The sequence below is a fragment of the Enterobacter cloacae complex sp. FDA-CDC-AR_0132 genome (genome assembly GCF_003010695.1).
Taxonomy (GTDB): Bacteria; Pseudomonadota; Gammaproteobacteria; order Enterobacterales; family Enterobacteriaceae; genus Enterobacter; species Enterobacter ludwigii.
In genome coordinates, this window is sequence record NZ_CP027618.1 from 1637809 (window position 1) to 1658195 (window position 20387).

Genomic DNA, 20387 nt, shown 5'->3' on the forward strand with positions numbered 1-20387 from the left:
TACGGCGCGGCAGATCGCGGCGCCGAATGAGGAAATGAGTCAATGAGTATGGTTGATACTGCCCCGGGTAAGATTCAGGTTCGTGATTTGAACTTCTACTACGGCAAATTCCATGCCCTGAAGAACATCAACCTGGATATCGCCAGGAACCAGGTCACGGCATTTATCGGTCCGTCTGGCTGTGGTAAATCCACGCTGCTGCGTACCTTTAACAAAATGTATTCGCTCTATCCGGAGCAGCGTGCCGAAGGTGAAATCATCCTGGACGGCGATAACATTCTGACCAACAGCCAGGATATCGCCCTGCTGCGTGCGAAAGTCGGGATGGTGTTCCAGAAACCGACGCCGTTCCCGATGTCCATCTATGACAACATCGCCTTTGGCGTACGTCTGTTTGAAAAGCTCTCCCGTACGGATATGGATGAGCGCGTTCAGTGGGCTTTGACCAAGGCCGCATTATGGAACGAAACCAAAGATAAGTTGCACCAGAGCGGTTACTCTCTCTCCGGTGGTCAGCAGCAGCGTCTGTGCATTGCGCGTGGTATCGCCATTCGCCCGGAAGTGTTGTTGCTGGATGAGCCGTGTTCAGCTCTGGACCCGATCTCAACCGGCCGTATTGAAGAGTTGATCACCGAGCTGAAGCAGGATTACACCGTGGTTATCGTGACCCACAACATGCAGCAGGCTGCGCGTTGTTCCGATTACACGGCGTTTATGTACCTGGGCGAGTTGATTGAGTTCAGTAATACGGACGATCTGTTCACCAAGCCCGCTAAAAAGCAAACAGAAGACTATATCACCGGTCGTTACGGTTGATTCAGGAGCGCGCTATGGACAATCTCAATCTTAACAAACACATTTCAGGCCAGTTCAACGCAGAGCTGGAAAGTATTCGCACTCAGGTGATGACCATGGGTGGCATGGTTGAGCAGCAGCTTTCCGATGCCATTACCGCGATGCACAACCAGGACAGCGAGCTGGCAAAGCGCGTTATCGAAGGTGATAAAAACGTCAATATGATGGAAGTCGCCATTGATGAAGCCTGCGTGCGTATTATCGCCAAGCGTCAGCCAACGGCGAGCGACCTGCGTCTGGTTATGGCGATCATCAAAACCATCGCCGAGCTGGAGCGTATTGGTGACGTTGCAGATAAAATCTGCCGCACCGCGCTGGAGAAATTCTCTCAGCAGCACCAGCCACTGCTGGTGAGCCTCGAGTCGCTGGGTCGTCATACCGTGCAGATGCTGCATGACGTACTGGATGCCTTTGCGCGTATGGATCTGGACGAAGCGGTACGTATCTACCGTGAAGACAAAAAGGTCGACCAGGAGTATGAAGGCATCGTGCGTCAGCTGATGACCTACATGATGGAAGACTCCCGTACGATCCCAAGCGTCCTGACCGCGCTGTTCTGCGCGCGCTCAATCGAGCGTATCGGTGACCGTTGCCAGAACATTTGCGAATACATCTTCTACTTCGTGAAAGGACAGGATTTCCGTCACGTTGGCGGCGATGAGCTGGACAAGCTGCTGGCGGGTAAAGATCCGAAAGAGTGATGCGCTAACATGCCCGGTGCTGCTGAGCTTACCGGGCCTGCGAGCCTTATAGGCCGGATAAGCGTCAGCGCTATCCGGCTTTTTTTAGCGAGTAATATTCCACCCGCGAGCCTTCCACAATTCTGGCAGCTGCGCCAGATCGGTGAAGGTCGTCACTTTTGGATGATCGATCGGTTTGTTGTGCGGATCGGCGCAGAAGTAAAACACCTCCATACCCGCATCAATCCCCGACTGCGCTCCCGCAGAAGAGTCATCCACCAGAATGCAGTTCGCCACGTTAACGTTCATCGCTTTTGCTGCATGGAACATCAACGCCGGGTCTGGCTTCCAGCGCTGGATATCGTAGCCGCTGAACAGTTTTTCCGGGAAGTGGTGCAACATTTCAAGCTTACCCAGCGAGTGCTGCATTTTGCTGACCGGACCGTTCGAGACCACGCAGATGGGCACCGTCATCGCATCCAGAAGCGCATTCGCCCCGGCAATGACCTCCAGTTCGGAGTCGAAGAGGCGTGCGACCTCGGCGCGGTAGACCGGCTCCAGATCTGCTTTCGCCAGATCCACACCGTGCTCTTCGTTAATGATGTCGATGATCTCGTAGAGCTTCACACCTTTAAAGCGTTTAAACACCTCTTCGAGATCCAGCGTAATGCCAAATTCCCTGAACATGGTCACATACGCGCGGGAACAAATGACCTCACTGTCGACCAGCGTACCGTCGCAGTCGAAAAATACCGCTTCAATTCCGGACATGCCTTTCCCTTTTTACAAGTTTAACGTTTACGTACGGCAGTTTAATGAGACGCAATCGTTGCCGTATAAGCAAAATCAATGAAAAAAGTATCTTGTAACCGCCACTATTGTCGCATTTTGGTATAGGATAGCGACGAATTTTCCCTCCTTGTTCGGAAATTGATGATGAGTCAACAACACACTACCCAGACATCTGGTCAGGGTCTGCTTGAGCGCGTGTTTAAACTGCGTGAGCACGGCACAACGGCACGCACCGAAGTGATCGCCGGTTTCACCACCTTCCTGACGATGGTCTATATCGTTTTTGTTAACCCACAAATTCTTGGCGTTGCTGGCATGGACACCAGCGCCGTCTTCGTGACCACCTGTCTGATCGCTGCGCTGGGCAGTATCCTGATGGGCGTGTTCGCTAACCTGCCCGTGGCGCTGGCCCCGGCAATGGGCCTGAACGCTTTCTTCGCGTTCGTGGTCGTCCAGGCGATGGGTCTGCCATGGCAGGTCGGCATGGGCGCTATCTTCTGGGGCGCGGTTGGCCTGCTGTTGTTGACCATTTTCCGCGTACGTTACTGGATGATAGCCAATATTCCGGTGAGCCTGCGCGTGGGGATTACCAGCGGTATTGGTCTGTTTATCGGCATGATGGGTCTGAAAAACGCAGGCGTTATCGTGGCTAACCCGGACACGCTGGTGAGCATCGGTCACCTGACCTCGCACAACGTGCTGCTGGGCGTGCTGGGCTTCTTTATCATCGCTATCCTGGCCTCGCGCAATATTCATGCGGCCGTGCTGGTTTCCATCGTGGTCACCACGCTGCTGGGCTGGATGCTGGGCGATGTGCAGTACAAAGGGATTGTCTCCGCGCCACCGAGCGTATCTACCGTCATTGGGCACGTCGATCTGGCAGGCTCCCTGAACCTGGGTCTGGCGGGCGTGATTTTCTCCTTCATGCTGGTTAACCTGTTTGACTCCTCCGGTACGCTGATTGGCGTGACCGACAAAGCCGGCCTGGCGGATGAGAATGGGAAATTCCCGCGCATGAAGCAGGCGCTGTTTGTTGACAGTGTCTCCTCTGTCACCGGTGCGTTTATCGGTACATCGTCTGTTACCGCTTACATTGAATCCTCTTCAGGTGTCTCTGTGGGTGGCCGTACCGGTCTGACGGCGGTTGTGGTGGGTATCCTGTTCCTGCTGGTGATCTTCCTGTCGCCGCTGGCGGGCATGGTGCCTCCGTATGCAGCAGCCGGCGCGCTGATCTACGTGGGGGTGTTAATGACCTCCAGCCTGTCGCGCGTGAAGTGGGATGATTTAACCGAAGCGGTGCCTGCGTTTATTACCGCGGTGATGATGCCGTTTAGCTTCTCGATTACCGAAGGTATCGCGCTGGGCTTTATCTCCTACTGCGTCATGAAGATTGGTACCGGTCGCTTCCGCGACCTCAGCCCGTGCGTCATCATTGTGGCGCTGCTGTTTGTGCTGAAGATTGTTTTTATTGATGCCAAATAAACAGAAAGCCCTTTTCGTCGAAAAGGGCTTTTGTGTTTGCGCCCTCTCCCTGTGGGAGAGGGCCAGAGTGAGGGGGTCAGGCTACGTTTAAGCTTTCACTCGCTTAATATAATCACCAAACGCGGTCAGTTGGCCAGAAAGATGGTCACGCGTACTTTGATCCACCACTTCACCCGTCTGCGGGTCGACCTTGTTCTGAATCACGCCCCCCATAAATTCCGGTTTGTTCATTACCATCGCATCCAGGAAGACCAGGATCTGACGCAGATGGTACTGGCAGCGTGCCCCGCCAATCGCGCCCATAGAGCTGGTCTGGATCAGCACCGGTTTACCCGACAGCGGCTGCTCCGGGAGACGGGATAACCAGTCAATGGCGTTCTTCAGGCCACCCGGGACGGAGTAGTTATATTCAGGCGTAACAATGACCACGCCGTCTGCCTGGCGGATCTGCTCTGCAAGCGCTTCTACGCTCTGTGGAAACCCTTCTTCCTGCTGCACATCCGCGTCGTAAAGCGGAATGTCGCCAATCGATGGCAGGGCGCTAATGTCCATACCTGCCGGTGCCAGCTGAGGCAGCGTGCGGGCAACCATCCCGTTAAATGAACCTTTGCGCAGGCTTCCCAGTAACGTAACAACTTTCAACGTATCAGACATGATTACTCCTGTTTCATCATGATGACCCTGAATGGATCAGCTAAGGGTATATGCTTTTTCTGCCGGTAAACTGGTTAATCTCATCAGGCGCGCGGCGGGTTCGTTGGCTCGCTCGGGCACATCCGGAAGGCTACTCCATCCGTGTTGACTGTCAAATTCCCAGATTTTCAATCGTTCGATGGCGGGGGTCACCGCGATGGACCAAATCAGTACGTCTTCGGCATCGCTGAGCGCCTCTACCAGCGTGGCTTTAGCGGAACGCAGACGTCCGGAGCCTGGAAGCAATTGCAGCAGGCTGGCGTCGTCTGATGCACAGCCACAGAGCTTTCGAATGCTCTGGCGTAAGGTAATGAGCTGAGCTCTGGCCTCGATGGGATCGTTCTGGTTACGCACCCACAGCTTTTCATTACTGGAAAGCGGGTAGTCATCGTGCGGGTTCGCGCCGTGGAAGCCGCGGGTTGCGTGCTGAAGCTCCATGTCCAGGCCGCAATCCCCTTCAGTGGTGAGCGCGACGCCAATGATATTGCCCGTGTAGGCAATGGAGAAACGCGGCAGCTCCGGGTCGGCAAAGACCGGGCGGCCTTCAGGTTGGGTGAGGATATCCGGCAGTTCACTGGTGCCGTACAGCATGAACATCAGCTCAGCGAGAAGCGCGCGGGATGCCAAAAACCGCGTCCGGCGATGCTCCGGCAGTTTACGTGCTTCCTGGTGACACGCGGATGAAATTCTGGCCGATACGAGATGTCCCTCTGTCAGTATCCCTCTTGCAAAGTGCGTTGCCATTTTTCGCTCCTTGATAATGGTCGTATTCGGTTAAACGGTTACATGATTATCGCTTAACTTGCCTTCTGTTTTAATCAGTAAATGGGAGTAAGAGAAGCCTGAGCACCCAACTTTACATTTTCTTAGGCAAAAATAAGCGCTGGAGCGGCATATAGCGCTTTGATTGTCTCACGGAGCCAGAGGATTTTCGGATTATGGCTGTTTCGTTTATGCCAGATCAGCGTGAAAGGAACGGTCAGTTTTTCAGCCTGGGCTTCATCAATGGGAATGGGCAGGACGATCAGCTTACGCTGGTGGAGTTGATTATAGTGATGGCAGTAGTGTGGCGCCGTGGCGATGTAGTTATGGCCTGGCTGCGCCGCCATAAACATCGACTGTTCGAAACCGGGCAGGCTCATGGCGATATTACGCTCACGTCCCATCTCTCTGAGCACCTCATCAAGCGCCCAGGTGTCGCTGCGCTCCCAGAAGATGCTGATATGCGGATAGCGCAGGAAAGTCTCCAGGTTCCACTCTTCCTGAAGAGCCGGATGATCTTCGCGCAAATAGACGCAGGGGCGGTCGCTGAACAGAATTTCGTAGTCGATAAACCACGGCATCAGCTTCAACAGCTCGCGGGAGCGCGGATGCGTTTCACGGCCCGTGAAGCCAAGATCGACTTCTCCGCGCGTAATGGCATCCACCGAGTCGTAATCCCAGTGGCGCATCTTTACCCTGGCCTGTGGATAGCGCTGATTGACCTGCTCGAGCAGGGCATTAAAGCGGATCAGCATCAGAGGCGTTTCCGCGGCCAGCACGAACGTCAGCCCGCCCGGGGAGTCATGATGGAATTTATCGAGGATCTGATTGCCAATCTGCATCCAGTCGGCCAGATCCTGCTCCAGACTCATCGTCAGCGGTGTCGGCAGCAGGCCTAACGGTGTTTTCACAAACAGCGGATCGTCAAACCAGTCGCGCAGTTTCGCCAGCGATTTACTTACCGCGGACGGGGTCACGTTCATCCGTTTCGCGGCTTTGGTTACGCTGCGCTCCTGCAGCAAAAGCTGCAGACACAACAACAGGTTAAGATCGAGACTGCTGATTGGCTTCTTCATAATGGGCCGCGGGCTGGATGACCATAAGTAAGGTGATGCAGAGCATGCTACAACCAATCAGAATCCCGATCAGCATATTGAGCGCATTAAGGCCGATGACCGCCGCCAGCCATATCCACAGCGACGAACCACAGACCTGCGCAATACCCAGTACCGAGCTTGCCACACCCGCGCGCAGCGAGAACGGGCCAAGTGCCTGACTCATCGCCACGCCAAAGCCGACGGAGAAGCCGGCGCAAATCAGCGTAATCCCTACCAGCATCAGCGCATGTGTGCTGGTGGTCGCCAGAATCCCCCCCGCAGCGAGGAACAGCACCTGAGAGGTTAGCATGAGCGTGCGCTGACGGAAGATATTCAGTGCGAACGGCGTCGAGAACGAGACGGCCATACTGACCATCGCGGTGAGTGCCATCACGGTGGAATACTCACCGCGATCAAACCCCATGGTCTCCATCAGCAACACCGGGGAAACGTTTACATACGTCAAGATCACCGCCACGCTCAGTGTGGTAATGGCCAGGCGACTCAGGAAAAAGCGGTTTAGCAGCGTCTCGGCCGGATGAAGGGTTGCCGTATGGCCTGCGTTTTGCGAGCCTGGATGGGTCTCTTTCAGCACCGTGATCGAGAGGATAAAGACCAGCGCACCCATGGCCGCCATCGTCCAGAACAGGCTCTGCCACGGGAATTTCAGCATGATCAGATAGCCCACCACCGGCGCCATCACCGGAATGATGCAGGTAATACCGTTGAGCATGGAAAGCACTTTGGCACGGCGCTGGGCGCTTAAGGTATCGCGCAGGATGGCGAAGGCCACTACATAACAGCCACCGGCACCTATCCCCTGAATAAAGCGTCCTGTCAGGAACAGGGTACTGTCCTGGGCCAGGGAGCAGAGCATTGACGCCAGCGCGAAGATGATGGCACAGGTAATGGCCACGGGCTGACGACCCGCTTTGTCCGCGATTTTCCCGGCAAATACCATCGATGATGCCATCCCGGCGAGATAGGCCGAAAACGCAATATGCAGCTGCGCCTCGCTGGCACCCAGATCGCGGGCAATGTGCGGCAGCCCCACCAGATACATATCAATACCCGATGGATAGAGCAGAACCAGCGCAAAACTACAAAACAGAAAACGAGCCATAAACCCCCCATAGATGCAGGCAAGCAGAATAGGGGGATAAAAGGGATTAGGCGAGTTGCCATTTGGACAAAGGTGATTTCCCGGGAGGAAATCACCCTTCATCAGCGGTAATTACTTGCCGATACAGAAGCTCGAGAAAATCCGTCCCAGCAGATCGTCCGAGGTAAATTCGCCGGTTATCTCACTCAGATTTTGCTGCGCCAGACGCAGCTCTTCCGCCAGCAGTTCACCCGCCCATGCGCCAAGTAGCTGCGCTTTCCCCTGATCGAGGTGGCGTGCCGCGTCTTCCAGCGCCTGAAGGTGACGACGGCGCGCAAGGAAGCCGCCTTCCATACTGGTATCAAAGCCCATGCTCTGTTTGAGATGGTTGCGCAGGTCGTCAACGCCTTCACCGGTACGGGCCGACAGGCGAATAAGTGAGTGGCCATTCACTTCACTGATACCCAGCGTTTCGCCGGTCACATCCGCTTTGTTACGCACCACGGTGATCGGCAGTTTTGCCGGCAGGCGGGCAATAAAGTCGGGCCAGATGTTCGCCGGATCAACGGCATCGGTCGTGGTACCGTCCACCATAAACAGCACGCGGTCAGCCTGCTCAATCTCTTGCCAGGCACGTTCGATACCGATGCGCTCTACTTCGTCACTGGCGTCGCGAAGACCTGCCGTGTCGATGATGTGCAGCGGCATACCGTCGATATGAATATGCTCACGCAGCACGTCGCGGGTGGTACCGGCGATGTCGGTGACGATCGCCGCTTCACGGCCCGCCAGGGCGTTGAGCAGGCTCGATTTACCGGCGTTAGGGCGGCCCGCAATCACGACCTTCATCCCCTCGCGCAGCAGGCTACCCTGACGTGCTTCGGCACGCACCGCATCGAGATCGGCCATCACGCTATTCAGCTGAGCTTCAATTTTACCGTCAGAGAGGAAGTCGATCTCCTCATCCGGGAAATCGATAGCCGCTTCGACATAGATGCGCAGGTGAGTAAGTGCTTCCACAAGATGATTCACGCGCGCCGAGAATGCGCCCTGAAGCGAGTTCAGTGCGGAGCGGGCTGCCTGCTCGGAGCTGGCGTCGATCAGGTCAGCAATTGCTTCTGCCTGTGCGAGGTCGAGCTTGTCGTTCAGGAAGGCACGCTCGGAGAACTCACCTGGCTTTGCAATGCGCAGGCCCGGCAGCGTCAGAATGCGTTTTAACAGCAGGTCGAGGATGACCGGGCCACCGTGGCCCTGCAGCTCCAGCACGTCTTCTCCGGTAAAGGAGTTCGGGCCCGGGAACCACAGCGCAATGCCCTGGTCCAGCGGCGTGCCGTCAGTGTCTTTAAACGGCAGATAATCAGCGTAGCGCGGCTTTGGCAGTTTACCCAGCACCGCTTCGGCGACCTCGCGGGCCTTCAGGCCGGAGATACGCAGAATGCCTACACCACCGCGTCCCGGTGGGGTTGCCTGGGCGACGATAGTGTCGTTATGGCTCATGGTTGGTCTCGTTCAATACAAATAAAAAAGGCGGTCAATCGACCGCCCTTATTTTAGCGTTAACTTACCGAATCAGGACTTTTTCTTTTCGCGGCTATGCAGGCCACGTTTTTCCAGACCACGGTAAATCAGCTGCTGCTGGATAATGGTCACCAGGTTGCTGACGATATAGTACAGCACCAGACCTGACGGGAACCACAGGAAGAACACGGTGAAGATGACCGGCATAAAGGTCATGATCTTCTGCTGCATCGGGTCGGTCACGGTGGTCGGCGACATCTTCTGGATGAAGAACATCGTTACGCCCATCAGGATCGGCAGGATGTAGTATGGGTCCTGTGCAGACAGGTCATGGATCCACAGGGCGAACGGCGCGTGGCGCAGCTCAACGGAACCCATCAGCATGTAGTACAGCGCAAGGAAGATTGGCATCTGAATCAGCAGCGGGAAGCAACCACCCAGTGGGTTCACTTTCTCTGCTTTATACAGGGCCATCATCTCCTGGCTCTGACGCTGTTTGTCATCGCCCAGACGCTCACGCATTGCCTGAATCTTCGGCTGCAGCATACGCATCTTCGCCATGGAGGTGTACTGCGCTTTAGTCAGCGGGTACATGATGCCACGTACGATGAAGGTGATAACGATGATGGAGAAGCCCCAGTTACCCAGGAAGCTGTGGATGAACTTCAGCAGCTTAAACAGCGGCTGAGAGATGAACCACAACCAGCCGTAGTCCACGGTCAGATCCAGGTGCGGCGCAACGGCAGCCATTTTGTCCTGGATTTCTGGACCGACCCACAGGGTGCTTGCCAGCTTACCGGTTTGACCCGGCTGTACCAGAACCGGCTGAGATTTGTAGCCAATGGCTGCAAGACCGTTACCCAGGTTCGCGGTATAGAAGTTGTTAGTACCGTCGTTCGTTGGCACCCACGCAGTGGCGAAATACTGCTGCAGCATTGCCACCCAACCGCCTTTAGCGCTGACGTTCAGGTTTTCGTTATCGGCAATGGTGTCGAATTTGTATTTCTCGTACTTCGCATCAGGCGTGGAGTACGCCGCGCCACGGAAGGTATGCAGCGCAAAGTTGCTGCTTCCTGTGTCACGGTGAGACGGCAGATTGATGGACTGCTTCAGCTGACCAAAGGTCGACAGTTCCAGCGGTTTCGCACCGGTGTTCTGAACGCTGTAGCCCACGTTCACCGCATATTCACCGCGTTTCAGGGTGAAGGTTTTGGTGAAGGTGTTGCCCGCGGCGTCGGTGTAGGTCATCGGGATAGCGATTTCGTTCTGACCATCAGCCAGTACGAAGGTCTCTTTCTCGACGTTGTACAGTGGACGCGCACCGTTAGCCGGGTTATCCGGGCCATCACGACCGGTCAGGCCGCTCTGGGCCTGGTAGATAAACTCAGGCGTGGTTTCCAGTAACTGGAACGGTTCGTTAGACTTCAGCTCTTTTGGGTAGGTCAACAGCAGCGCCTGCTCAACATCACCACCACGGGTGTTGATAGTCAGCTCAAGCACATCGGTCTTAACCGTAATCTGTTTCCCCTGGCCACTGGCCGGTACGCCCTGGTCGGCGGCGCTACCCGCTGCGGTGGTCGTAGTCTGCGTGGTCTGCTGCTGGGGTTGAGGATTTTTATCCTGCTCCCATGCCTGCCAGATCATGAAAGACACGAACAACAAAGCGATGATAAGAAGATTGCGTTGCGAATCCATCGTTAGTGTTCTCTGGTATCAAAGGGTCCTGGCGGGACGGGATCGTCTCCACCTGGGTGTAAAGGGTGGCATTTTAATACGCGTTTCACCGTCAACCAACTGCCTTTTATCACTCCAAACCTGCGCAATGCCTCAATTCCGTAGCTTGAGCATGTTGGCGTGAAACGGCAGTGCGGCCCGAGTAGCGGACTAATCAGGCGTTGATAGACCCGAATGAGGGCTATCAGGACCCGCGAGCCAGGCGACAATGGCGGCGCCATAATTTTTCCAACGCTTCCGAGAGAGCACGGTTATCGAGGTCGGCAACCCCTTTTTTAGCCACCACCACGAAATCCATTGAAGGCAGTTCGTGCTGACGTAAACGGAAGCTTTCACGCGTCAGACGTTTAATCCGATTGCGTTCATGCGCACGCTTAACGTTTTTCTTGGCGACAGTAAGACCGATGCGGGGATGCCCCAGCGAATTCAGGCGGCCGAGGATGGTGATTTGCGGCGTGCCAGCCCGTTGTGGCTGCTGGAAGACGAAAGTGAAATGAGTGGGAGTTAACAAACGTAACTCCCTGGGAAATGCTAGCTTAACCACTCAGGGGTTAGCTTTATTACTTGGAAACGGTCAGACGAGCGCGGCCTTTAGCACGACGACGTGCCAGAACCTGACGACCATTTTTAGTAGCCATACGAGCACGGAAGCCGTGAGAACGGTTGCGCTTCAGTACAGACGGTTGAAAAGTGCGTTTCATGGCGATTTCTACCTAAACTTGAATAAATTCACTGACTTTTGCGTATACCCGAACGAGTTTCGAACGACTAACGCCTCAGCGTGGGTGATTAAAGAGGCCGGATTGTAATAATTGTACACTCCGGAGTCAATTCTCTTTCCTTATTTCCCGCGTATTTCCGCACGTTTTCGCGTGGAAAATGAGCAACGGACGACGCAGGAAGATGAGCATCACGCGCCGGGTCGAGGATTATACGGCCTCCCAAACAAAGCGCAAGGATCGTCCCGGATCTTCGTTAGATCATTTAAGCAAGAAATTGTCTGTGCTCATTAATTTTTCCAATATGCGGGCTAAATCGTAGGGTACTCGCCCCAGGATCGTTTACACTTACCCGGTTTCCGATCTTCCTGTGGATAAATCGGGAAGAATCTGTGAGAAACAGAAGATCTCTGGCTCAGTTTAGGCTATGATCCGCGGTCCCGATCGGGATCCAGCGATCCTGGCCGGGTATAACCGCAGATAGCGGTTCGCACATCACCCTTTTGCACAGGGTCATGTCGATGTGCGCCAACAATCATGAATATTCAATAGTTTTCTTTTATTGTTCGAGTGGAGTCCGCCGTGTCACTTTCGCTTTGGCAGCAGTGTCTTGCCCGATTGCAGGATGAGTTACCAGCCACAGAATTCAGTATGTGGATCCGCCCCTTGCAGGCGGAACTGAGCGATAACACGCTGGCTTTGTATGCGCCAAACCGTTTTGTGCTCGATTGGGTAAGGGATAAATACCTTAATAACATCAATGGACTGCTGAATGATTTCTGCGGATCCGATGCGCCACAGCTACGCTTTGAAGTGGGAACAAAACCGGTCACGCAGACCGTGCGTGAAACGGTAAATGTGGCAATACCTGCTCAGGCAGCCCCCGCTCCGGCACCGCGCGCCCTTCCGGCGACCCGTTCGGGCTGGGACAACGTGCCTGCTCCGGCAGAGCAAACCTACCGTTCTAACGTCAATGTTAAACACACGTTCGATAACTTCGTTGAAGGTAAATCGAACCAGCTGGCGCGCGCGGCGGCACGCCAGGTTGCAGATAACCCCGGTGGTGCCTACAACCCGCTGTTCCTTTATGGCGGCACGGGTTTGGGTAAAACGCACCTTCTGCATGCGGTAGGCAACGGCATTATGGCGCGTAAGCCAAATGCGAAAGTGGTGTATATGCACTCCGAGCGCTTCGTTCAGGACATGGTAAAAGCCCTGCAAAACAATGCGATCGAAGAGTTTAAACGCTACTACCGTTCTGTTGACGCACTGCTTATCGATGACATCCAGTTCTTTGCCAACAAAGAACGATCCCAGGAAGAGTTTTTCCACACCTTTAATGCGCTGCTGGAAGGTAATCAGCAGATCATTTTGACGTCGGATCGTTATCCAAAAGAGATCAACGGCGTTGAAGATCGTCTGAAATCACGTTTTGGCTGGGGCCTGACCGTGGCGATCGAGCCACCGGAACTGGAAACCCGCGTCGCGATCCTGATGAAGAAAGCCGATGAAAACGATATTCGCCTGCCGGGTGAAGTGGCGTTCTTTATTGCCAAGCGTCTGCGCTCCAACGTCCGTGAGCTTGAAGGGGCACTGAACCGCGTGATTGCCAATGCCAACTTCACCGGCCGTGCGATCACCATCGATTTTGTGCGTGAAGCGCTGCGCGATTTGCTGGCACTGCAGGAAAAATTGGTCACTATCGACAATATTCAAAAGACGGTGGCCGAGTACTACAAAATCAAAGTGGCAGATTTGCTGTCTAAACGTCGTTCCCGCTCGGTGGCGCGTCCGCGTCAGATGGCGATGGCGCTGGCAAAGGAGTTAACCAACCACAGTCTGCCGGAGATCGGCGATGCGTTTGGTGGCCGTGACCATACGACCGTGCTGCACGCTTGTCGTAAGATTGAGCAGTTACGCGAAGAAAGCCACGACATAAAAGAAGATTTTTCCAATTTAATCAGAACATTATCATCGTGACGCTATGAAATTTACCGTTGAACGTGAACATTTATTAAAACCGCTGCAACAGGTGAGTGGCCCATTAGGTGGCCGCCCAACGCTGCCAATTCTCGGAAACCTGCTGCTTCAGGTCGCGGACGGTACGCTGTCGCTGACCGGCACAGATCTGGAAATGGAAATGATCGCGCGCGTTACGCTGTCTCAGCCGCATGAAGCGGGCGCGACCACTGTTCCGGCACGTAAATTCTTTGATATCTGCCGCGGGCTGCCGGAAGGCGCTGAAATTGCCGTGCAGCTGGAAGGCGACCGTATGCTGGTGCGCTCTGGCCGCAGCCGTTTCTCGCTCTCCACGCTGCCTGCCGCGGACTTCCCGAACCTGGACGACTGGCAGAGTGAAGTTGAATTCACCCTGCCGCAGGCAACGATGAAGCGTCTGATTGAAGCCACGCAGTTCTCAATGGCGCATCAGGACGTTCGTTACTACTTAAACGGCATGCTGTTCGAAACCGAAGGTGAAGAGCTGCGTACCGTGGCTACCGACGGTCACCGACTGGCAGTCTGTTCCATGCCCATTGGCGACTCGCTGCCAAACCATTCGGTGATCGTACCGCGTAAAGGGGTGATTGAGCTGATGCGTATGCTCGACGGTGGTGATACACCACTGCGCGTGCAGATCGGCAGCAATAACATCCGTGCTCACGTGGGTGATTTTGTCTTCACATCGAAGCTGGTTGACGGTCGTTTCCCCGATTATCGCCGCGTATTGCCGAAGAATCCGGACAAAACGCTGGAAGCCGGTTGCGACAGCCTCAAGCAGGCCTTTGCCCGCGCCGCGATTCTCTCTAACGAGAAATTCCGCGGGGTGCGTCTGTATGTGAGCGAAAATCAGATCAAAATCACCGCCAACAACCCGGAGCAGGAAGAGGCAGAAGAGATTCTGGACGTCACCTATGCCGGGACTGAGATGGAAATCGGCTTTAACGTCAGCTATGTGCTGGATGTGCTGAACGCGCTTAAATGCGAGAACGTTCGCATTCTGCTGACCGACTCCGTTTCGAGTGTACAGATTGAAGATGCGGCCAGCCAAAGTGCGGCTTATGTTGTCATGCCGATGAGGCTGTAGTGAACGCTATCGGGCTATCTTTCTTGCCTTTTTCAACCCGGGCTGTGCTCGCCCCTGTCTCGTACTTTGTGTACGCGCCAGGGTCTGCGTGCAGTCCGCGTTGAAACGGGCTGAGCCGATTACGCCCTGGCCCGAAGAAATCCAGATATGTCACTGACGCGCCTTTTAATTAAAGATTTCCGCAATATCGAAAACGCGGATCTCGCTTTATCCCCTGGCTTTAATTTCCTGGTTGGCGCGAACGGCAGCGGCAAAACCAGCGTGCTTGAGGCCATCTATACGCTCGGCCATGGCCGGGCGTTTCGCAGTCTGCAAATTGGCCGCGTCATTCGCCACGAACAGGAAGCCTTTGTTCTGCACGGGCGTTTGCAGGGCGAGGAGCGTGAAACGGCCATCGGTCTGACCAAAGACAAGCAGGGCGACAGCAAGGTTCGTATCGACGGTACTGACGGCCACAAAGTGGCTGAGCTCGCGCTGCTGATGCCGATGCAGCTGATTACGCCGGAGGGGTTTACTTTACTCAATGGCGGCCCCAAATACAGAAGAGCCTTCCTTGACTGGGGATGCTTTCACAACGAAGCCGGCTTCTTTAATGCCTGGAGCAACCTGAAGCGCCTGCTTAAGCAGCGTAACGCTGCACTGCGCCAGGTGACACGCTACGCCCAGCTGCGCCCGTGGGACAAGGAATTAATTCCCCTTGCGGAACAAATCAGCTGCTGGCGTGCCGAATACAGCGCGGGTATCGCCGACGATATGGCCGACACCTGCAAACAGTTTTTACCTGAATTCTCTCTCACCTTCTCCTTCCAGCGCGGCTGGGAGAAAGAGACAGATTATGCCGAAGTGTTAGAGAGAAATTTCGAGCGCGACCGCATGCTGACCTACACCGCACATGGCCCGCACAAGGCGGATTTCCGCATTCGTGCCGACGGTGCGCCGGTGGAAGACACGCTGTCGCGTGGGCAGCTCAAGCTTTTGATGTGTGCGCTGCGCCTGGCGCAGGGAGAGTTTTTGACCCGCGAGAGCGGGCGACGCTGCCTGTACCTGATAGATGATTTTGCCTCGGAACTTGACGACGCGCGGCGCGGGCTACTTGCCAGCCGCTTAAAAGCCACGCAGTCACAGGTTTTCGTCAGTGCGATTAGCGCTGAACACGTTATAGACATGTCGGACGAAAATTCGAAGATGTTTACCGTGGAAAAGGGTAAAATAACGGATTAACCCAAGTTGAAATGAGCGAGAAACGTTGATGTCGAATTCTTATGACTCCTCCAGTATCAAAGTCCTGAAAGGGCTGGATGCGGTGCGTAAGCGCCCGGGTATGTATATCGGCGACACGGATGACGGCACCGGTCTGCACCACATGGTATTCGAGGTGGTAGATAACGCTATCGACGAAGCGCTCGCGGGTCACTGTAAAGACATCGTGGTCACGATCCATGCGGACAACTCCGTCTCCGTCACCGATGACGGTCGTGGCATCCCAACCGGTATTCACCCGGAAGAGGGCGTATCGGCTGCGGAAGTTATCATGACCGTTCTGCACGCAGGCGGTAAGTTCGATGATAACTCCTATAAAGTTTCCGGCGGTCTGCACGGTGTAGGTGTGTCCGTGGTTAACGCCCTGTCGCAGAAACTGGAGCTGGTTATCCAGCGCGAAGGCAAAATTCACCGTCAGCTGTATACGCATGGCGTGCCGCAGGCACCGCTGGCTGTTACGGGTGACACCGACAAAACCGGTACCATGGTGCGTTTCTGGCCGAGCCTTGAAACGTTCACCAACGTTACCGAGTTCGAATATGAGATTCTGGCGAAACGCCTGCGTGAACTGTCGTTCCTGAACTCCGGCGTCTCGATTCGTCTGCGTGACAAACGCGACAACAGAGAAGACCACTTCCACTACGAAGGCGGTATCCGGGCGTTCGTTGAGTATCTGAACAAGAACAAAACGCCAATTCACCCGAATATCTTCTACTTCTCTACCGAAAAAGACGGTATTGGCGTGGAAGTGGCGCTGCAGTGGAACGACGGTTTCCAGGAAAATATCTACTGCTTCACCAACAACATTCCACAGCGTGACGGCGGTACTCACCTTGCGGGCTTCCGTGCGGCAATGACCCGTACCCTGAATGCCTACATGGACAAAGAAGGCTACAGCAAAAAAGCGAAAGTCAGCGCCACCGGTGATGATGCCCGTGAAGGCCTGATTGCGGTTGTCTCCGTGAAGGTACCGGATCCGAAGTTCTCCTCTCAGACTAAAGACAAGCTGGTCTCTTCTGAGGTGAAATCGGCGGTTGAACAGCAGATGAACGAACTGCTGAGCGAATACCTGCTGGAAAACCCGTCAGACGCGAAAATCGTGGTTGGCAAAATTATCGATGCGGCACGTGCCCGTGAAGCGGCGCGTAAAGCCCGTGAAATGACCCGCCGTAAAGGCGCGCTGGATTTAGCTGGCCTGCCAGGCAAACTGGCTGACTGCCAGGAACGCGACCCGGCGCTGTCCGAACTGTACCTCGTGGAAGGGGACTCCGCGGGCGGTTCTGCGAAGCAGGGCCGTAACCGTAAGAATCAGGCTATCCTGCCGCTGAAGGGTAAAATCCTCAACGTAGAGAAGGCCCGTTTCGACAAGATGCTCTCTTCTCAGGAAGTGGCAACGCTGATCACCGCGCTCGGTTGCGGCATCGGCCGTGACGAGTACAACCCGGACAAACTGCGCTACCACAGCATCATCATCATGACCGATGCGGACGTCGACGGCTCGCACATCCGTACGCTGCTGTTGACCTTCTTCTATCGTCAGATGCCAGAAATTGTTGAACGTGGCCACGTCTACATTGCACAGCCACCGCTGTACAAAGTGAAGAAAGGCAAACAGGAACAGTACATCAAAGACGACGAAGCGATGGATCAGTACCAAATCGCGATCGCGCTTGATGGTGCGACCCTGCATGCGAACTCTCACGCCCCTGCACTGGCCGGTGAGCCGCTGGAGCGTCTGGTGTCCGAGTTTAACGCGGCGCAGAAAATGATTGGTCGTATGGAGCGTCGTTATCCTAAATCGCTGCTGAAGGCGCTGATTTATCAGCCAACCCTGACGGAAGTCGATCTGAGCGATGAACAGGTTGTTACCCGCTGGGTGAACACCCTGGTAACCGAGCTGAACGAGAAAGAGCAGCACGGCAGCCAGTGGAAGTTTGATGTCCAGCAGAACGCTCAGCAGCAGTTCGAACCGATTGTGCGCGTGCGTACTCACGGCGTTGATACCGATTACCCCCTGGAGCACGAGTTTGTGACCGGTCCGGAATATCGCCGTATCTGTACGCTGGGTGAGAAGCTCCGTGGTCTTATCGAAGACGATGCGTTTATCGAACGTGGTGAACGTCGTCAGCCGGTAGCAAGCTTCGAGCAGGCGCTGGAATGGCTGGTGAAAGAGTCCCGTCGTGGTCTGTCTATTCAGCGTTATAAAGGTCTGGGTGAAATGAACCCGGATCAGCTGTGGGAAACCACCATGGATCCGGAAAGCCGTCGTATGCTGCGCGTGACCGTTAAAGACGCGATTGCAGCCGATCAGCTGTTCACAACCCTGATGGGCGATGCGGTTGAACCACGTCGTGCCTTTATCGAAGAGAACGCCCTGAAAGCGGCGAATATCGATATCTAAGGGTTGTTACACCGCAAGTCAGAGGCCGCGCATTTAGCGCGGCTTTTTTGTGGGCGCAGAATTATCAGCATCCAGCTCCAGCGACAGGACTGACGGTAACCGGCTGACCAGCATGTCGACCGCAATCCTGACTCGCAGGGGCAGATGCGGCGTCTGCTGCCAGACCGCGTGAACGTCGAAACGCACATCCGGTGCCTGTTTTAAGAGTGGGATGAGCCTTCCATTCTGCAGCTCTTTGCGCACCATCCAGCAGGGTAACCATGCAATACCATGCCCGGCCAGCGCTGCGTCGCAGATAGCCTGCAGATCGTCCATATTGAGGGATGAGCGGGGAATTAGGGTGTGCTGCGTGCCTTCGTGGTCCGCCAGTTCCCACGGTAATACCCTGCCGGCACGCAGGTAGTTAATGGCCTTATGCTGGCGTAAATCGGCAACGGTTTCAGGCTGGCCGTTATTCCTCAGGTATTCCGGCGCGGCGCACAGCACCATTCGGTGTTCCCCCAGGCGTCTGGCGACCAGCATGGTGCTGTCCGGCAGTGCGCCGTTTCGCACCGCCATATCAAACCCTTCCTCGACGATATCCACTACGCGATCGCTGAATGACATTTCCAGCTCAAGGGCAGGATGCTCCTGCGTCAAGGCTATCAGCAGCGGGGCGATGCACTGGCGGCCAAACAGCACCGGCATGGCAACACGCAGACGGCCACTCACCTGATGTTTCCCTGTTTCCAGCAGCGACTCCGCGCCACGGATTTCCTGGAGTGCTCGCAGGCAGCGTTCATAAAAAAGGGCACCGTTATCGGTCAGGCTTTGGCTACGCGTTGTGCGCTGAAACAGGCGTACCCCCAGCCGTGCTTCAAGGCGAGCAATGCTTTTCCCTACCGCCGAGCGCGACAAATGCAAACGCACCGCGGCCTGAGCAAAACTGCCTGCCTCTACGGCGGCGACAAAAACGGGAATATCCTTCAGCGTATCGGTCATGGATTGTCGTTATTCAGGAATCAATAGTGGGAAAAGATATCGCCACTGGCGACCGTGAGTCAACGTTAGACTGTCAGTACTGAAGTGCATTTGATAACAGGAGAAAAAGATGACAGAGATGATGCAACGCTGGTCAATGGACGCCCTTGGGCGTGAAAACCTCAGACTCACTCAGGCGCCAGTACCCCAGCCGGGCCCGGGTGAAGTGCGCGTGCGGGTAAACGCTGTTGCGCTCAACTATCGCGATAAAATGGTCATCGAAGGCAACATGCCGATCGCGCTCACCTTCCCGTTTACTCCGGCATCTGACATGGCAGGCGTGGTGGACAGTACGGGTGAAGGCGTTACCCGCTTTAAACCCGGTGCTCGCGTCATCTCCACCTTCTCTCCGGAGTGGGTAGACGGTAAACCGAAAGGCGACGCCCGCAATTTGCCCTACCAGACGCTGGGCGGTTACTTTCAGGGGATGCTGTCTGAATACGTGATCATGCGTGAAAACTGGCTGGTGGCCGCCCCGGAAACGCTGGATGACGCAGAGGCCAGCACCTTACCCTGCGCGGGGCTTACCGCATGGTTTGCGCTGGTGGAGCGCGGACAGTTACGTGCCGGACAGTCGGTGCTGGTGCAAGGCACAGGCGGTGTCGCAATCTTCGCGTTGCAAATCGCCAAAGCACACGGTGCAGAAGTTTTTGTGACGTCGGGCAGTGATGAAAAACTGGCGCTGGCTAAAACGCTCGGTGCCGATCGGGGCATCAACCGGCTTAAAGGGAACTGGGCTGACGAGATTTACGCGCTGACGCAGGATCGCGGTATCGACCATATTATTGAAACCGTTGGCGGGGAGAACCTGAGACATTCCCTGCGGGCCGTTGCCGTTCACGGGCGCATATCCGTCATTGGCGTGTTGGCCGGGAGTGAAATCTCGCTGCCTGCCAGCGAACTCTTGCTGAAATCACCGGTGATTCAGGGGATTGGTGTCGGGCACCGCCGTGCGCTGGAAGACTTTGTCCGCGCGGTCGATGTCACGGGGCTGAAACCGGTGATTGAACACCGCTACCGTTTTAACCAGCTTGAAGAGGCGCTTGTACACCTCGACCGCGGTGCTTTTGGCAAAATAGTCCTCACCCGCGAGTAAGCCGTTATCCCCGGGACAGGCGTAAAAGGGGGCTTTTGTTGCGCAATGTAGCTCTATTTTTGTGGGCTTAATCGCGTTAGCATGAGGCAGC

19 protein-coding genes are annotated in these 20387 nt (G+C 55.3%); 8 read left to right on the plus strand and 11 right to left on the minus strand.

The window, feature by feature from the left end:
• Positions 1-42 precede the first annotated feature (42 nt).
• Both pstB and phoU read left to right on the plus strand, forming a co-directional pair.
• Positions 43-816 carry a phosphate ABC transporter ATP-binding protein PstB gene (gene pstB, locus AM379_RS08000; RefSeq protein WP_014172291.1) on the plus strand — a complete coding sequence of 258 codons (774 nt, stop codon included), beginning with the start codon at positions 43-45 and terminating at the stop codon, positions 814-816.
• A 14-nt stretch (positions 817-830) separates the two neighbouring features.
• Positions 831-1556, plus strand: coding sequence for a phosphate signaling complex protein PhoU (gene phoU, locus AM379_RS08005; RefSeq protein ID WP_008500182.1), 726 nt, complete (start codon positions 831-833; stop codon positions 1554-1556).
• Positions 1557-1640: 84 nt separating this feature from the next.
• On the opposite strand, the gene yieH is transcribed toward phoU, so the two are convergent.
• Positions 1641-2306 carry a 6-phosphogluconate phosphatase gene (gene yieH / locus AM379_RS08010; RefSeq protein ID WP_014172293.1) on the minus strand — a complete coding sequence of 222 codons (666 nt, stop codon included), beginning with the start codon at positions 2304-2306 and terminating at the stop codon, positions 1641-1643.
• A gap of 165 nt (positions 2307-2471) precedes the next feature.
• Here yieH and AM379_RS08015 point away from each other — a divergent pair, with 165 nt between their 5' ends.
• Entirely contained in the window at positions 2472-3809 is a 1338-nt protein-coding gene (locus tag AM379_RS08015) for an NCS2 family permease (protein ID WP_138614807.1), read from the plus strand.
• An 87-nt stretch (positions 3810-3896) separates the two neighbouring features.
• On the opposite strand, the gene AM379_RS08020 is transcribed toward AM379_RS08015, so the two are convergent.
• The 9 genes from AM379_RS08020 to rpmH all read right to left on the minus strand — a co-directional run bounded on the left by AM379_RS08020 (position 3897) and on the right by rpmH (position 11416).
• Positions 3897-4463 carry an NADPH-dependent FMN reductase gene (locus tag AM379_RS08020; protein ID WP_020882759.1) on the minus strand — a complete coding sequence of 189 codons (567 nt, stop codon included), beginning with the start codon at positions 4461-4463 and terminating at the stop codon, positions 3897-3899.
• A 36-nt stretch (positions 4464-4499) separates the two neighbouring features.
• Positions 4500-5246, minus strand: a complete 747-nt coding sequence (locus tag AM379_RS08025; RefSeq protein ID WP_014172296.1) for a 4'-phosphopantetheinyl transferase family protein — start codon at positions 5244-5246, stop codon at positions 4500-4502.
• Between the two features lie 122 nt (positions 5247-5368).
• Positions 5369-6340 (minus strand): HTH-type transcriptional regulator YidZ, encoded by a 972-nt coding sequence (gene yidZ / locus AM379_RS08030; protein WP_106503584.1) that lies wholly within the window; start codon positions 6338-6340, stop codon positions 5369-5371.
• On the minus strand, positions 6309-7484 hold the full coding sequence (locus tag AM379_RS08035; RefSeq protein ID WP_020882757.1) for an MFS transporter: 1176 nt from the start codon (positions 7482-7484) through the stop codon (positions 6309-6311). Before AM379_RS08035 ends, yidZ begins: the two co-directional genes overlap by 32 nt.
• A gap of 111 nt (positions 7485-7595) precedes the next feature.
• Entirely contained in the window at positions 7596-8960 is a 1365-nt protein-coding gene (mnmE, locus tag AM379_RS08040; protein ID WP_032679283.1) for a tRNA uridine-5-carboxymethylaminomethyl(34) synthesis GTPase MnmE, read from the minus strand.
• Between the two features lie 72 nt (positions 8961-9032).
• The gene (gene yidC / locus AM379_RS08045) at positions 9033-10676 is read right to left on the minus strand and encodes a membrane protein insertase YidC (RefSeq protein WP_014172300.1); all 1644 of its coding nucleotides are present in this window, start codon (positions 10674-10676) and stop codon (positions 9033-9035) included.
• A 2-nt stretch (positions 10677-10678) separates the two neighbouring features.
• The gene (gene yidD / locus AM379_RS08050; protein WP_001307474.1) at positions 10679-10936 is read right to left on the minus strand and encodes a membrane protein insertion efficiency factor YidD; all 258 of its coding nucleotides are present in this window, start codon (positions 10934-10936) and stop codon (positions 10679-10681) included.
• On the minus strand, positions 10900-11259 hold the full coding sequence (rnpA, locus tag AM379_RS08055; protein ID WP_014172301.1) for a ribonuclease P protein component: 360 nt from the start codon (positions 11257-11259) through the stop codon (positions 10900-10902). Before rnpA ends, yidD begins: the two co-directional genes overlap by 37 nt.
• 16 nt (positions 11260-11275) lie before the next feature.
• Complete coding sequence (gene rpmH, locus AM379_RS08060) at positions 11276-11416, minus strand: 50S ribosomal protein L34 (protein WP_000831330.1); 141 nt, start codon at positions 11414-11416, stop codon at positions 11276-11278.
• Positions 11417-12016: 600 nt separating this feature from the next.
• On the opposite strand from rpmH, the gene dnaA reads away from it, so the two are divergent.
• From dnaA to gyrB, 4 genes are all read left to right on the plus strand, one after another.
• Positions 12017-13414: a chromosomal replication initiator protein DnaA gene (gene dnaA / locus AM379_RS08070; RefSeq protein WP_020882755.1), complete on the plus strand. Its 1398-nt coding sequence runs from the start codon at positions 12017-12019 to the stop codon at positions 13412-13414.
• A 4-nt stretch (positions 13415-13418) separates the two neighbouring features.
• Positions 13419-14519: a DNA polymerase III subunit beta gene (gene dnaN, locus AM379_RS08075; protein ID WP_014167956.1), complete on the plus strand. Its 1101-nt coding sequence runs from the start codon at positions 13419-13421 to the stop codon at positions 14517-14519.
• A gap of 147 nt (positions 14520-14666) precedes the next feature.
• Positions 14667-15740, plus strand: a complete 1074-nt coding sequence (gene recF / locus AM379_RS08080; RefSeq protein ID WP_025202644.1) for a DNA replication/repair protein RecF — start codon at positions 14667-14669, stop codon at positions 15738-15740.
• A gap of 28 nt (positions 15741-15768) precedes the next feature.
• Positions 15769-18180: a DNA topoisomerase (ATP-hydrolyzing) subunit B gene (gene gyrB, locus AM379_RS08085; RefSeq protein ID WP_106503585.1), complete on the plus strand. Its 2412-nt coding sequence runs from the start codon at positions 15769-15771 to the stop codon at positions 18178-18180.
• A gap of 33 nt (positions 18181-18213) precedes the next feature.
• On the opposite strand, the gene AM379_RS08090 is transcribed toward gyrB, so the two are convergent.
• Entirely contained in the window at positions 18214-19161 is a 948-nt protein-coding gene (locus AM379_RS08090) for a LysR family transcriptional regulator (protein WP_050737667.1), read from the minus strand.
• 109 nt (positions 19162-19270) lie between these two features.
• Here AM379_RS08090 and AM379_RS08095 point away from each other — a divergent pair, with 109 nt between their 5' ends.
• Positions 19271-20296 (plus strand): zinc-dependent alcohol dehydrogenase family protein, encoded by a 1026-nt coding sequence (locus tag AM379_RS08095; RefSeq protein WP_014167960.1) that lies wholly within the window; start codon positions 19271-19273, stop codon positions 20294-20296.
• The last annotated feature ends 91 nt before the right edge of the window (positions 20297-20387 follow it).

What these genes read in the sequence shown, in the direction of transcription:
- pstB (WP_014172291.1), top strand. Translation starts at nt 43, where the DNA reads ATGAGTATGGTTGATACTGCCCCGGGTAAGATTCAGGTTCGTGATTTG.
- phoU (WP_008500182.1), top strand. Translation starts at nt 831, where the DNA reads ATGGACAATCTCAATCTTAACAAACACATTTCAGGCCAGTTCAACGCA.
- yieH (WP_014172293.1), bottom strand. Translation starts at nt 2,306, where the DNA reads ATGTCCGGAATTGAAGCGGTATTTTTCGACTGCGACGGTACGCTGGTC.
- AM379_RS08015 (WP_138614807.1), top strand. Translation starts at nt 2,472, where the DNA reads ATGAGTCAACAACACACTACCCAGACATCTGGTCAGGGTCTGCTTGAG.
- AM379_RS08020 (WP_020882759.1), bottom strand. Translation starts at nt 4,463, where the DNA reads ATGTCTGATACGTTGAAAGTTGTTACGTTACTGGGAAGCCTGCGCAAA.
- AM379_RS08025 (WP_014172296.1), bottom strand. Translation starts at nt 5,246, where the DNA reads ATGGCAACGCACTTTGCAAGAGGGATACTGACAGAGGGACATCTCGTA.
- yidZ (WP_106503584.1), bottom strand. Translation starts at nt 6,340, where the DNA reads ATGAAGAAGCCAATCAGCAGTCTCGATCTTAACCTGTTGTTGTGTCTG.
- AM379_RS08035 (WP_020882757.1), bottom strand. Translation starts at nt 7,484, where the DNA reads ATGGCTCGTTTTCTGTTTTGTAGTTTTGCGCTGGTTCTGCTCTATCCA.
- mnmE (WP_032679283.1), bottom strand. Translation starts at nt 8,960, where the DNA reads ATGAGCCATAACGACACTATCGTCGCCCAGGCAACCCCACCGGGACGC.
- yidC (WP_014172300.1), bottom strand. Translation starts at nt 10,676, where the DNA reads ATGGATTCGCAACGCAATCTTCTTATCATCGCTTTGTTGTTCGTGTCT.
- yidD (WP_001307474.1), bottom strand. Translation starts at nt 10,936, where the DNA reads ATGGCGCCGCCATTGTCGCCTGGCTCGCGGGTCCTGATAGCCCTCATT.
- rpmH (WP_000831330.1), bottom strand. Translation starts at nt 11,416, where the DNA reads ATGAAACGCACTTTTCAACCGTCTGTACTGAAGCGCAACCGTTCTCAC.
- dnaN (WP_014167956.1), top strand. Translation starts at nt 13,419, where the DNA reads ATGAAATTTACCGTTGAACGTGAACATTTATTAAAACCGCTGCAACAG.
- recF (WP_025202644.1), top strand. Translation starts at nt 14,667, where the DNA reads ATGTCACTGACGCGCCTTTTAATTAAAGATTTCCGCAATATCGAAAAC.
- gyrB (WP_106503585.1), top strand. Translation starts at nt 15,769, where the DNA reads ATGTCGAATTCTTATGACTCCTCCAGTATCAAAGTCCTGAAAGGGCTG.
- AM379_RS08090 (WP_050737667.1), bottom strand. Translation starts at nt 19,161, where the DNA reads ATGACCGATACGCTGAAGGATATTCCCGTTTTTGTCGCCGCCGTAGAG.
- AM379_RS08095 (WP_014167960.1), top strand. Translation starts at nt 19,271, where the DNA reads ATGACAGAGATGATGCAACGCTGGTCAATGGACGCCCTTGGGCGTGAA.